Consider the following 13,484-nt stretch of genomic DNA (forward strand, 5'->3'; position numbering starts at 1 on the left):
ATATGAACAGTGTATTGGAATCTTTGGGGACACGGTTAGCGCGCTATCTCAGCATGCCCCGACCCATGCGCAGCCTTGCACCATCGCCATCGGCTCAAATTTTGCGAGACACTTTACAAACTGGTGATGTGCTGCTGGTTGAAGGTCACACGCGCTTCAGCTCCGCAATTAAATATTTAACCCAGTCGACGTGGTCGCACTCGGCCTTGTTTGTTGGTGATTATTTGCCGCACAACGAAACCAATGCCAGCCATTGTTTGATTGAAAGCGACACCACGCAAGGGGTGCGCAGTATTGGGGTGGAGGCATTCAAAGACCTCAATGTGCGCATTTGTCGCCCGATTGGATTGACTGAAGCCGAGCGCAAGCAGGTGGCAGAATATGCGATTTCACGCATTGGTGATCAATATGATTTGAGCCATGTGTTTGACTTGGTGCGTTATTTGTTACCCACGCCGCCTGTGACCCAACGCTTTCGTCGCAGAATGCTGGCTTTGGGCAGCGGTGATCCGACGCGGGCGATTTGTTCGAGTCTAGTGGCGCAGGCATTTGAGTCGATTCGCTACCCCATTTTACCCATCATTGAGGAAAACTCGGTGGAGTCTGGGGCGTGTCATGGTTGCGTAGAGGAAGTGCTGCATGTGCGTCATTACAGTTTATACACGCCTCGGGATTTTGATGTGTCGCCTTATTTTGAAGTGATCAAGCCTGCGTTACCCCAAAATTTTGATTTTCATCGTTTGCATTGGGCTGAAGGTGATGAGGAGGGGGGCGATGGTGTTGAGGCCGTGAGGCGTGTGGTCATTTGAAAGAGCGTTCTTTATATTGCTACACCTTTAGATGGCTTTTCATTTTTGCATTGCTGCGGTATTATGTCTTATGGATTTGTATTCAATTGAATGGTGTGCTTTGACTTTAAATGACCTGCGTTAACTACGTAGGCTGAAAAGATGGGCGCTGTCAGTTGGAATGTGAATGTTCTTAGATGCTTGTATTGGAGCCGCAGATGTCTTTAAAATTACTCCCCAAGGAATGGCAGATTTGGCTGCATGACAACGTGGCCAAGGGTTGCAGTGACAATTCAATCCTGACCTTGATGCTTAAAAATGGATTTAAACTGCCTATTGCGACCAAAGCACTTGAAGACGTGCGTTTGGGTGAAGTGGTGGTGGCTTCACGAACGGAACAAGCACGCCCGAGTGTGGCGATTGAGCGCAACAGCATTGTTTGTGAGGATGGGCATGAGGTGCGTGTATTGACCCACATGAAAGCACCTTATACGGTGTATTTTGAACATGTGTTGACCGATGCTGAGTGTGATGAAATGGTTGCTTTGTCTGACTCTCAATTAAAAGATTCAACGGTGGTGGACATGGCTCTGGGCACATCTGTTGCCCATGCCCATCGCACCAGTACGGGGTGCTCGTTTAAGCGGGCCGAATGGCCATTGGTTGATCGCATTGAGCAGCGTTTGGCTTCTTTGGTCAACTGGCCTGTTGCGCAAGGCGAGGGTTTACAAATTTTGCGTTATGAACAGGGTGGCGAATACCGTGCACACCATGATTACTTCGACCCTGCTTACTCTGGCAGTCAAAAACATGTGGAGCAAGCAGGGCAGCGGGTGGGCACCGTGATCATGTACTTGTCCGATGTGGACGAGGGGGGCGGTACGAGCATGCCAAACATTGGTTTTGAAGTGCGTCCACGTAAAGGCTCTGCATTGTTTTTTTGTAATGTTGATGAGTACGGTGCGATTGATCCGATGACTTTGCATGCGGGTGTGCCTGTGGTCAAAGGCGTTAAATACATTGCGACGAAGTGGCTGCGCGAGAGGGAGTTTTGAGCAATGGCTCAAAAGTGTAGCGAAGCATTGGAGTGAAAGTTGAAAAAACGGACAAGATGTCCGTTTTTTTTTGAGTGACGCACCGCTCACGGCGCCCTGCTCGTTAACAGGTGATTTATCAATGGCTCATGGTCATTTGCCAGCGTTGGGCTGTGATGCGCTCAACAAGCCCATAAAAATGCCATCAGCTTTAACCTGCTTCATGGCAAATTCGGCGGCTTGAATGATGTCAGTGATGGTGGCTTGCTGTGAACCTAAAGCGGTGAGTGCTTGTGCCTGTGCGGCCTCTGGTGAAATTTTTTGAGTGACATGAATGGCGTGGGTCAGCGCATCCAAGCGCAACCCTTGGTCTTTCAATGTACCCAACGCGGCAATGAACCAGCTCATGGCATAGAAATTGTTGACATTCAATTGTACGGGTGAACTGATATCTGGCACACTGGGTAAGGCGTTGTAAGGCGAGTGCACAATCTCGTCGGTCAAATACTTGTCAAATTTGCGCGCGACAATGGCACGCGGGCGGGTCAGGGTGATGTAACCCTTGAACGCTTGTGGGTAAATGCTGAGCCAACGGATGTCGCGGCGCAACTCATGCAAATCCGCTTCAATGCTGACAATGGGTTGACTCAAGGCTTCAGTGATTTCAACTGTTTTGTCATGATACAAACGACACAGTTGTGCAATGAGTGCATCATCGCTCAGCCAATCAATTTTCTGGCTGGATTTGCCATTGCGAATTTTGTGGATGCGTTGGGCGGCATCGCCAATCCAATCATCATTGTGTAATGTGCTGTTAAGCTGGGCAAGATGCGCTTGGCGCTGTTGAGTGAGGAGCTCGACCACTTCAACTGGAATCACAGGGTTCCCAGAAAACTCTTTGATGAAGGCATCAAAGTAATCGATTTGTCCCAAGCCGTCTTCAAGTGTTTTGAAACGTTCCGTCAACTGATTAAAGCGTTTTTTATCATGAAAACGAGCCAAAGCTCGCGTCATGGCTTCGAGGTAAAATAAGGTGGTGCGGGCATTGTTTTGATACAGCCAAAGTGCTGGATTGTCCTGCAAGCTCGATGCCGTGAGCAGGTTCGACAGCGCCGTGAGGTGATGCAGGAAAAGGGCTTTGGTGTTTTTCATGGTCATCTTCCGTTGAGGCGGTTATGTTTTACTGATGGGGCGTTTGGCAATGATGACGGTCAAGTCCATGTTTTGCCCATTACGCAAAATTTTAACTCGGGCTTGAGAGCCCGGCTTAAGGCGAGCGATTTCAGCCAGCATGTTGGCAGTGTCTTTGATGGTGCTGTCGTTCACCTGCGTCAAAATATCACCGACTGAAATGCCCGCTTGTCCGGCTGGGCCTTCTGGGCGCACGCTGGCAATGATGACCCCGTCTTGGCTGGGCAGATTAAACGTTTTGGCCATCTCTGGGGTGACGTTTTGTGATGAAACACCGATGTAGCCTCGCGTGACCGTGCCTGTGGCAATGAGCTCATCGGCGATTTGCTTCATGATTGAGACGGGAATGGCAAAGCCGATCCCTGCATTCGCACCTTCGCCGCTGGTGTTGCCTGTGACAATCGCGGTGTTGATGCCGATCAAATTGCCATTCGAGTCCACCAACGCGCCGCCTGAGTTACCTGGGTTGATGGCGGCATCGGTTTGGATGAAATTTTCAAAGGTGTTGATGCCCAATTGATTGCGATGCAGTGCAGACACGATGCCCATGGTCACGCTTTGTCCCACACCAAACGGGTTGCCGATGGCGAGGACAACATCGCCCACTTGCAATTGGTCATCATGGCCCAACACAATGCTGGGTAATTTATCAAGGTTGATCTTGAGCACGGCGACATCTGAATCGGCATCTGAGCCGACGACGGTGGCGGCTGCACGTCGACCATCGCTCAAGGCCACTTCAATTTGGTCGGCACCTGCAATCACGTGATGGTTGGTGACAATAAAGCCTTGTGGGTCAATGATGACGCCTGAACCTAGGCTGCTGTCCGAACTTTGTGGGGGCTGACCTTGGTTGTACAGTTGGTTCAACGTGGGGTCATTGTAAGGGTTTTTGGTGGAGGCGCGCGAAGTGAAAATTTTCACGACAGAAGGCAATGCGGTGGCCACGGCATCGTGGTACGATAAGCCCGCAACATTGCGTGGTGCTTCACGCGGCGCAAGCGATTCGCCACTTTTGAGCACAGGTGCCGCGGCTTTTTCGCCGCTCATCCAGCGCGTCACAGACTCGGGCAGCCATTGCGGTTTCAGTGTCAATACAACAAAAGCCGCGAGCACCAAGACCGTGACAACTTGAGCCAACCCTAACCAGAAACGTTTTAACATATGGAATGCACCACTTTATTGAGCGAGATTGATGCCATTTTGAATACAGCATCATTTAAAGATTATTGTCCGAATGGTCTACAAATCCAAGGACGCCCAAGTATAACCAAAATTGCTGCTGCTGTCACAGCAAGCCGCACAGTTATTGAGCAAGCAGCGGCTTGGGGGGCGGATGCGTTGTTGGTGCACCACGGTTATTTTTGGAAAGGGGAAGAGGCCCCGATTGTGGGCATGAAGCATGGTCGGATTGCCGCTTTGATCAAACACGACATCAATTTAATCGCTTACCATTTGCCACTCGATGCGCACCCCACTTTAGGCAATAATGCGCAGCTGGCGTTGAAATTGGGGTTTCATGTCGTTGGGCAAGTGACCACAGAGCCACTCGTGTGGCACGGCACATCGGATTGCTTGACTTTGGGTGAGTTGGCGGTGCGGATTGAACAGCGTTTGGGGCGTGCGCCGCAGGTGATTGGGGATGCCCGTGCAGCGGTGGGTAAAGTGGCGTGGTGCACAGGCGCGGCGCAAGGGTACATCACAACGGCGGCAGCCTGCGGTGCTCAGACCTTTATATCTGGAGAGGTGTCGGAGCGCACTTTTCATGAGGCGCAGGAACTTGGGGTCAACTATTTGGCGTGTGGACACCATGCCACTGAACGCTACGGTGTGCAGGCTTTGGGCGAACATTTGGCTGAGCGTTTTGCATTAGGGTATCGTTTTTTTGATGACCATAATCCAGTTTAATCCCTTGAGTTTCTTTACGTTTAATTTCTTATCCACCATTGATCGCGTATGACCCTTATAGACCCCCAACTGTCTGCACAAGAGCTGTTCACCGCCGCACTTGATTTACAAAAAGAGCAGAAACACATCGAAGCGGTGAGCTACTTTAATGCGGTTTTGGAAAAAGCCCCTGAGCATTTTGCTCAAATTAATGCGCAGCGCTTTGTGTCTGTGTGGGGTGGTTTTAAGCAAGCACAAGATCGCAGTGCATGGGATCAATACGATGCGCTGCAACGCTTGGTGATCATGGGTGTGACACAAGGTCAATGGTTTGTCGGTGAAGCGACTTTAGCCGCCCCCTTGTTGACCAATTTTTCTTTGCTGGCATTCACACAAAAGCATGCTGAGTTTGTGCTGAACACGATGAACACGCAATCGAAGCCTGATTTTAAACATCAGCGACCCGCTCTCAACAAAAAAATTAAATTGGGTTTTGTGGGCGCGGATTTTTTTTCACAAGCGACAGCATATTTGTTGACGGCTGCGATTGCCCACATCGATCGCCAGTATTTTGAAGTGTATGCCTATGATCATGGTGAGCATGTTGAAGACGGTGATGAATACCGTGAACGTGCCGAGGCTGCTTATGATGTGATCGTACCGATCGGCGATATGGGTGATGTGGAGGTGGCACAACGCATTTATGACGATGGCATTGATGTGCTGTTCAACATCAAAAATCCCGCCAGCGCACGTTTGGGTGTGTTTGCTTTGCGGCCTGCACCCATTCAAATCCATTACCTGTATTTTCCTGGCACATCGGGCATGCCTTTTTTTGATTACATCATTGGCGATCATGTGATCACCCCCCCTGATCTGGACAGTGGTTATGCCGAAAAGGTGTTGCGCATGGAGGGGTGTTATCAGCCCAACGATGATCAACGCCAGCTGCCGATGGAGAGCAGCCGTGATTATTGGGATTTGCCTGAGGATGCGGTGGTGTTGGCGAACATGAGTCAAAATTATAAAATCACGCCGCAGATGTTTGAAGTGTGGTGTCGTTTGTTGCAGAGCGATCACAGGCGCATCTTGTGGTTGCTGTCGGGTGGTGAGGAGGTGGAGCGCCATTTGCGACGAGAGGCCGAGCGACGTGGCATTGATCCCACGCGTTTATTTTTCTCTCCGCCGATGGGCATTCGTGCACACCATACGCGCCTGCGTTGTGCGGATGTGGTGGTTGATACCTTTCCATATGGTGGTCATACGTTGACCAGCGATGCGTTGTGGGCGGGTACGCCCGTAGTGACTTTGGCAGGAACAACTTTTGCATCACGTGTTGCCGCCAGTTTATTGACCAGTGTTGGCTTGGCGAGCTTGGTGGCGTGGCATGAAGATGAGTATTTCGCTAAAGTCGATCAGTTGGCACGTGATGCTGCGCAACGGCATATGATGCGTAAACACCTGGATGACAATCGATATGTATTTGATTTGTTCAGTCCCAGTTCGTATGCCCGCCGTTTTGAAAAACTGATGACAGAAACGGTGAACAATCATTGGCAGGCATCCCGTGCACCGTCGTTTTGATTGCTTCGGCACGCCCTTAATTTTTATAGGCTTGGAGCAATGGTGCCACGTATGGTGTGGCCCATTCGGCAGTAAACGCCAATGCCAATGCACCCGCCAAAAACAAAACAAATGATAGAAGTACCGCCAACACCACTTTGAAAATGCCCTTAAAGCTCTTGTCCCCAAGAAACTGCACCACAGCCAAGACCAAGTACACATTGATCGCCAGCATGTTCAGCCACAATGATTCAAAGCCAGAGGCATATTGAAACACAGAAAAAATGGATGAAATCACAAAGGTTTGTGCCAATAAAAAAACAAAAAGTGTGGCGAATTCCCAAATATTATAGCCACTGTGACGGAAAAACATGAAGCGCAACACCAGCGCAAAAAACATGGCTTGAATCACTTGCATCTGCAATGGATAATCCACCGCCCATTGACACGCTAAGGTGGTGGTGCCACATTGCTCACGTTCGTGGATCAAATTGGACGTCCATGTGGCCAATGCTGCCATCACGACCAAATAAGGCAGCGGTCGAGACAGAGCCTCGCGATCTGATGAAATAAATGTACGAATGCGTTGTCCCGGCGCGGTGAACAAGCCCAATAAGGTCTGGCGAAATACTTTGGTCAGCCAATGTTCTATTTGGGTTTCATCCAGAATGGAGGCATCTATTCGTTTGAACGACAGCTTCTTGACACATAAAGGGCAATATGGGTGACCAGTCAAATGCGCGCAAGTGGCCTGCCCTTTGCTGGTTTGTCGTAAGCTTTTCCTGATTCGATTGAACATGGCCGCTCCTGTCAAATCAATGTGAAAAAAGTAAAGTGTTGGGCAATCTAAATCGTGCCAAGTGTCTTAGACGAAATGCCTGGCCACAAGACTGAAAAAATAGGTTTTTACTTTCCCTTATTTTTCCAAACATTCACTCATCTTGTTGCGCCGCCCACATGGCCGCGTAAGTGCCATTTTGCGCCAATAATTCACCATGTGTGCCGCGTTCGACAATGCGCCCCGCATCCATGACCAAAATTTGATCGGCGTGGATGATGGTGGATAAGCGGTGTGCGACAATCAAAGTGGTGTGGTTTTGCGCCGCTTCGTCGAAGGCCGATTGAATCGCTTTTTCAGCATGCGAGTCAAGTGCCGAGGTGGCCTCATCAAAAATCAGAATCGGCGTGCCTTTGAGCAAAGTGCGGGCAATCGCGACGCGCTGCTTTTCACCCCCCGAAATTTTTAAACCACGTTCTCCGACCGCTGTTTCCAAGCCCTCAGGAAGGCGGCTCAAAAAGTCATCCAAATGCGCAGCTGTGGCTGCGGCACGCACTTCATCCATGCTTGCATCGGGGCGACCGTATTGGATGTTGTAACCCAAACTATCGTTGAACAGCACGGTGTCTTGCGGCACGATGCCGATCGCGCGGCGCAAGCTGCTTTGCGTGATGTGTGCGATGTTTTGTCCGTCAATTAAAACCTCACCTGAATTGATGTCGTAAAAACGGAACAGCAGGCGCGAGAGTGTTGATTTGCCCGCACCGCTTTTGCCGACAATCGCGGTGGTGGTGTTCGGGGCGACGGTGAAACTGACGTCATGCAAAATTTGACGGTTCTGGTTGTAACTGAAATTCACGTGTTTGAACTCAATTTTGCCTTGTGCCATGTGTAAATCAACCGCATCAACGGCGTCGGTCACATCGGGCGAACTGTGCAACAAGGTGAACATTTTGTCCACGTCCACCAACGATTGTTTGAGCTCGCGGTACATCACGCCGAGGAAATTCAGTGGCACATACAATTGCAACATCAATGTGTTGACCAGGACCAAATCACCCAGTGTCAAATGTCCCGCCACCACGCCTTGGGTGGTGTACCAAAGGATGACGATCAGCGCGATGGAGATGATCATTTGTTGACCAAAGTTGAGCAATGACAGCGAATTTTGCGATTGAATCGCGGCGTTGCGAAATTGTTTGAGGCCTTGATCGTAGCGCATCGCTTCGAATTGCTCGTTGTTGAAGTATTTGACGGTTTCAAAATTCAACAGTGAGTCGACCGCTTTTTGGTTGGCTTTCGAGTCCATTTCATTCATGCGTTTGCGATACTGTGTGCGCCATTCGGTGATGCCCACAGTGTACGCGATGTAACAGATCAGCGCGGCGGCGGTGATGCCGACAAACACCACATCGTATTTTGCCCACAAAAATCCAAGCACCATGAACATCTCGATCAATGTGGGCACAATGGTCATGAAAGAAAAACCAATCAAGGTGCGCACACCGCGGGTGCCGCGCTCAATGTCGCGCGTCAAACCGCCTGTTTGGCGGCTGAGGTGAAACTTGAGTGACAAATTGTGCAGGGTGTTGAACACTTGTAATGACACCGTGCGCGCGGCATTTTCGGATACACGGAAAAATACAATTTCGCGCAATTCATTGAACATCGTCATCGAAATGCGCAACGCGCCATAAGCGATCAACAAGGCGATGGGCACGATCAGCGCGGTTTGCACCGTCGGGTTGGGGGTCATGCCATCGATGATTTTTTTTAAAATAACGGGAATGCCGAGGTTGGACAGTTTCGCTAAAGTGAGGGCGACGAATGCGAACATGACGCGGTATTTGCTGCGCCAAATGTACGGCCAAAGGCTTTTAATGGTGTGCCAATCGGAGCGTTCATTGACGCGCAGGTCTTTTGAATCGTCGAATGATTGAGGGTTGTGTTGAGATCGAGACATTGTTTTAACTTATAAAAATGAGTGTTCGGTGGTGTCGTGGTCGACCATTCTACCAGCCATTGTGCTTATCGGCAGGTGCAGAAGGCGGCGTCAATAGCGGCACAATACCCATGTTACAAATGCGGTGTAAAATAAGAACCAACAATGCTGCACACATCCCGCAAAACATTAAAACATCATAAAGCAGGTCAAATGACAACTTCCGTACAATTGCAACACAGGCTTGAACTGTTAAGCCAACCATCCAATCGTAATGCGCTGGCACAAGGCTTGCGTGGCATCGAACGTGAAACGTTGCGCGTCAACGCCAATGGTCGTTTGAATGTCTCGTCGCACCCTGAAACATTGGGTGCGACCTTGACCCATCCGCAGATCACCACCGATTATTCAGAGTCGCTGCTTGAATTCATCACGCCTGCGGAGCACAACGCTGCAACTGCCTTGAAAAAGCTCGATGACATTCACCGTTTCGTTTATTCAAAATTAGACGGACAAATGCTGTGGAGTCAATCCATGCCGTGTGTGTTGCCCAGCGAGGCGGAAATCCCCATCGCATGGTATGGCACATCGCACATCGGCATGCTCAAGCACGTGTATCGCCGTGGTTTGGCGTTGCGGTATGGCAAAGCCATGCAATGCATCGCGGGCATTCATTACAATTATTCGTTGTCTGAAAACATTTGGGCTGTGCTGCAAAAAGATGCGGGTGATCAAGGCAGTGCGCAAAACTTTCAGTCGGAAAGTTACGTCGCCACCATTCGTAATTTCTTGCGTTACAGCTGGTTGTTGATGTATCTGTTTGGCGCATCACCCGCATTGTCGAAAGATTTTTTACGTGACCGTGCGCACAACCTTGAACAACTGTCCGATGACACCTTGTATTTGCCATACGCCACCAGCCTGCGCATGAGTGATTTGGGCTATCAAAACAATGCACAGGATGGCCTCGTGCCGCCGTACAACACGTTGATGGAGTACATGCGCAATTTATCAAAAGCGGTGCGCAAGCCATACCCAGCATACGAGGCGTTGGGCACCAAGCGCGACGGTGAATGGGTGCAAATCAACACCAATGTTTTACAAATTGAAAACGAGTTTTATGCCACGATTCGCCCCAAACGTGTGATTCGCAGCGGTGAGCGCCCTGTTGAAGCCTTATGTGACCGTGGTGTGCAATACATTGAAGTGCGTTGCATGGACATTGATCCATTTGAACCTGTGGGCATCAGTTTACAGACCACACGTTTTTTGGACGCTTTTTTATTGTTCTGTGCATTGAATGACAGTCCGCTCACCCACGAGGCCGAAGGTCATGCCAACACCGAAAACTTTGCCCGAGCCGTGAAGCAAGGTCGTCGCCCTGATTTGATGCTGAACCGCAATGGTCAAGACATCACATTGCAAGCATGGGGCTTGGAGCTGATTGAACAGATCGCGCCTGTGGCCGCATTATTGGATGCGCAAGATGGTGGTAGTGCTTTTGCAGACAGTTTGGCGGTGCAAAAAGATAAATTGCTGCATCCAGAGCACACGCCATCAGCACGCGTGTTGGCCGCTATTCAGGCGAATGGTGGTTCATTTAATGCGTTTGCCACCGCGCAAAGCACTGTGCTGGCGGATGCTTTTCGTGCACGTCCGCTTAATGCGGCGCAACAAGCGGTGTTTGAACAATCCGTTGAAGCGTCGTTGATCGAGCAGGCTGAGATGGAGAGTACGCAGACAGGCGATTTTGATGGATTCATCGAAGATTATCGTTCACGCACTTCGCAGCAGATTTGTTGCGATGAATGAGTCAAATGTGAGTCTGTGTTGACTCACATTTGATGTCTATACTGCGCTTCAATCTGCGTTTCAATTGTTTAAAGCACATCGTCCATGTTAACCAAAGGTGTGCGCGTTGAAACAGCATGCAGTGCGATGCCATGAATCATTTCATCGACCGTTGTACAGCAATCCGCCACAATCGACACGGTGTATTTCTCTGCCGATTTTGAAATGGCGGTGTGTGTCACGCAATTTTGCGTCATCATGCCACAGACCAGCAGCTCGGTCACGCCGAGTGCTGACAGTGTGGCCTCCAAGGTGGTGTCAATGAAACTGTCTGCATGTTGCTTCACCACGATCGGGGCATCAGGTGCTGCCGCTAAAATGCGCGGGTGTATGCGCACACCATCTGTGCCTTCATTGAAAAAAGGCGAAATGCCATTGGCAGGGTTGGCGATGTGCTGAATGTGAATCACGGGGATGCGTTGTGCATTCGCTTTGGCTATCGCGGCTTCGATCTGTGCGAGTGTCTTATCAGTGTTCCACAAAGGGAAGTGACCATTTGGGAAATAATCGTTTTGTACATCGATGACCAGTAATGCCGTGCTCATGTGTGACTCCTTGGTGTGATAAGTGGTGTAATTGGGGGAGATGTTAACCTCAGCTGAGGTTAACGCGAAAAAGAAGGTTTTTTTGAAGGAACACACTTTTTTCGCCTCCTTTGAATTGTACGGATCATCGAAGGGCTTTGGAATTGTGAACTGTGCGACTTGGGGTGGGTTCACTTACAGTTTGAAAGGAATGATGTTGGATAAAATGAATCAAGCCATTGTGAAGTGTCTCAAAGCCAATAGTCGCACCAGTTGGCAGCAAATTGGCAAGGATGTTCATTTGACGGGGCAAGCCGTTGCTGCGCGGGTATTGAACATGGAAGACCAAGGCATCATTGAAGGCTATACCATTCGCCAAGGGCAGGTTCAACGGCATTTCATCACTGTTTTTATGGCCACATCACAGTTTGATGCATTTGAGGCCTTTTTAAACGGCACTGAGCAGGTTGAGCAGGTCTATAAAGTCACGGGTGAGGGCTGCTATCACGTGGTGTTTGTGTGTGAGCAGACCCAAGAATTAGAGCCGTTTTTGAATGCCTTACTGCCGTATGGTCGGTATAAGGTGTCGAGTGCTATTCGGACGGTGAAGTGAGTTGGATGTGATGTTTTTATGGTGCGTTAAGCTCCGCATGGCGCGTTTTGAAATACAAAAAAGGACTGATTAACCAGTCCTTTTTTGTATTGTGTGATTTGGTCGTTAAGCCAATGCGTTCAATGCGTGTTCAAAATGCGCCACTGTTGCATCGACGTCTTTGAGTTTGTCGATGCCAAATAAGCCGATGCGGAAAGTTTTGTAATCGGCGGGCTCGTCGCATTGCAAGGGCACGCCCGCAGCGGTTTGTAGGCCTTGAGCAACAAATGCTTTGCCGTTGTGGATGAGGTCGTCATGGGTGTAAAACACGGCGACACCCGGTGCTTCAAAGCCGTTTGCTGCAACACTTTTGAAGCCTTTGTTGGTGAGCAACGCGCGGATTTTTTGTCCCAATTCCATCTGACGTTCACGCATTCGCTCAAAACCAAAGGCTTCCTGCTCCTTCATCATGTCACGGAAATACTTGAGCGAATCGGTGGGCATGGTGGCGTGATAAGCGTGGCCACCTTGCTCGTAAGCTTGCATGATCTGCAACCATTTTTTTAAATCGCAAGAGAAGCTGTTGCTGGATGTGGTGTTGACTTTGGCCACGGCCGCTGCGCTCATCATCACCAAGCCACTACACGGTGAAGCACTCCAGCCTTTTTGTGGTGCGCTGATGAGCACATCCACGCCTGTGTCTGCCATGTTGACCCACATCGCACCCGATGCGATGCAATCGAGTACAAATAAGCCGCCAACGGCATGAACGGCATCCGCCACCGCAGAGATGTAGTCATTGGGCAGCATCATGCCTGAGGCGGTTTCAACGTGCGGGGCGAAGACGACGGCGGGTTTTTCGTTGGCAATCACGGCCAGCACTTCATCCAGTGGTGCGGGTGCGAAAGGCATTTGTGAGCCATTGGTTGTTGGGCTTGCTTTGAGCACGGTCACGGATGAAGCGATGTGACCTGTTTCTAAAATTTGCGTCCAACGGAAGCTGAACCAGCCATTGCGAATCACCAAGCATTTTTCATTTTGCGCCAATTGCCGCGCCACGGCTTCCATCGCATACGTGCCGCCACCGGGAATGACAGCCACCGCTTGTGCGCCATAGACCGATTTCACCGTGGATGAAATGTCGTTCATCACGCCTTGAAATTGTGCGGACATGTGGTTGAGTGAGCGGTCGGTGAAGACCACAGAAAACTCCAATAAACCATCGGGATCGATGTTGGGCAATAAAGCGGGCATGGCAATTCCTTCAAAAAAGTAAGTGGGTGTTACTGTTTGTGTGAACTGTTTTATGGTTTTTTTAGGTCATGTCCCTTGCG

The 13,484-nt window shown here is 49.9% G+C and carries 12 protein-coding genes; 6 read left to right on the forward strand and 6 right to left on the reverse strand.

The window, feature by feature from the left end:
• The first annotated feature begins 2 nt into the window (after nt 1–2).
• Both DTO96_RS02455 and DTO96_RS02460 read left to right on the forward strand, forming a co-directional pair.
• Nucleotides 3–809 (forward strand): YiiX/YebB-like N1pC/P60 family cysteine hydrolase, encoded by an 807-nt coding sequence (locus tag DTO96_RS02455; protein WP_114562049.1) that lies wholly within the window; start codon nt 3–5, stop codon nt 807–809.
• Between the two features lie 197 nt (nt 810–1,006).
• Nucleotides 1,007–1,843, forward strand: a complete 837-nt coding sequence (locus tag DTO96_RS02460) for a 2OG-Fe(II) oxygenase (RefSeq protein WP_157964304.1) — start codon at nt 1,007–1,009, stop codon at nt 1,841–1,843.
• Nucleotides 1,844–1,975: 132 nt separating this feature from the next.
• Here DTO96_RS02460 and DTO96_RS02465 read toward each other — a convergent pair whose 3' ends face one another.
• Nucleotides 1,976–2,974, reverse strand: a complete 999-nt coding sequence (locus DTO96_RS02465) for a hypothetical protein (RefSeq protein WP_114562051.1) — start codon at nt 2,972–2,974, stop codon at nt 1,976–1,978.
• A gap of 21 nt (nt 2,975–2,995) precedes the next feature.
• Entirely contained in the window at nt 2,996–4,177 is a 1,182-nt protein-coding gene (locus tag DTO96_RS02470; protein ID WP_114562052.1) for a S1C family serine protease, read from the reverse strand.
• Here DTO96_RS02470 and DTO96_RS02475 point away from each other — a divergent pair, their 5' ends adjacent.
• Nucleotides 4,178–4,921, forward strand: a complete 744-nt coding sequence (locus DTO96_RS02475; RefSeq protein WP_114562053.1) for a Nif3-like dinuclear metal center hexameric protein — start codon at nt 4,178–4,180, stop codon at nt 4,919–4,921. It abuts the gene before it with no gap.
• A gap of 48 nt (nt 4,922–4,969) precedes the next feature.
• The gene (locus DTO96_RS02480; RefSeq protein WP_114562054.1) at nt 4,970–6,484 is read left to right on the forward strand and encodes an O-linked N-acetylglucosamine transferase, SPINDLY family protein; all 1,515 of its coding nucleotides are present in this window, start codon (nt 4,970–4,972) and stop codon (nt 6,482–6,484) included.
• A 16-nt stretch (nt 6,485–6,500) separates the two neighbouring features.
• Here DTO96_RS02480 and DTO96_RS02485 read toward each other — a convergent pair whose 3' ends face one another.
• Nucleotides 6,501–7,262 carry a DUF3667 domain-containing protein gene (locus DTO96_RS02485; RefSeq protein ID WP_114562055.1) on the reverse strand — a complete coding sequence of 254 codons (762 nt, stop codon included), beginning with the start codon at nt 7,260–7,262 and terminating at the stop codon, nt 6,501–6,503.
• 133 nt (nt 7,263–7,395) lie between these two features.
• Complete coding sequence (locus DTO96_RS02490; protein WP_114562056.1) at nt 7,396–9,204, reverse strand: ABCB family ABC transporter ATP-binding protein/permease; 1,809 nt, start codon at nt 9,202–9,204, stop codon at nt 7,396–7,398.
• 192 nt (nt 9,205–9,396) lie between these two features.
• On the opposite strand from DTO96_RS02490, the gene gshA reads away from it, so the two are divergent.
• Entirely contained in the window at nt 9,397–10,995 is a 1,599-nt protein-coding gene (gene gshA, locus DTO96_RS02495; RefSeq protein ID WP_114563888.1) for a glutamate--cysteine ligase, read from the forward strand.
• Nucleotides 10,996–11,063: 68 nt separating this feature from the next.
• On the opposite strand, the gene DTO96_RS02500 is transcribed toward gshA, so the two are convergent.
• Nucleotides 11,064–11,579: a cysteine hydrolase family protein gene (locus DTO96_RS02500; RefSeq protein ID WP_114562057.1), complete on the reverse strand. Its 516-nt coding sequence runs from the start codon at nt 11,577–11,579 to the stop codon at nt 11,064–11,066.
• A 145-nt stretch (nt 11,580–11,724) separates the two neighbouring features.
• Here DTO96_RS02500 and DTO96_RS02505 point away from each other — a divergent pair, with 145 nt between their 5' ends.
• Complete coding sequence (locus DTO96_RS02505) at nt 11,725–12,171, forward strand: Lrp/AsnC family transcriptional regulator (RefSeq protein ID WP_192879009.1); 447 nt, start codon at nt 11,725–11,727, stop codon at nt 12,169–12,171.
• A gap of 105 nt (nt 12,172–12,276) precedes the next feature.
• Here the strand turns inward: DTO96_RS02505 and DTO96_RS02510 are convergent, their stop codons facing one another.
• Entirely contained in the window at nt 12,277–13,404 is a 1,128-nt protein-coding gene (locus DTO96_RS02510) for an aminotransferase class V-fold PLP-dependent enzyme (protein WP_114562059.1), read from the reverse strand.
• Between the last annotated feature and the right edge of the window lie 80 nt (nt 13,405–13,484).

The organism is Ephemeroptericola cinctiostellae, assembly GCF_003339525.1.
Classification (GTDB): domain Bacteria; phylum Pseudomonadota; class Gammaproteobacteria; order Burkholderiales; family Burkholderiaceae; genus Hydromonas; species Hydromonas cinctiostellae.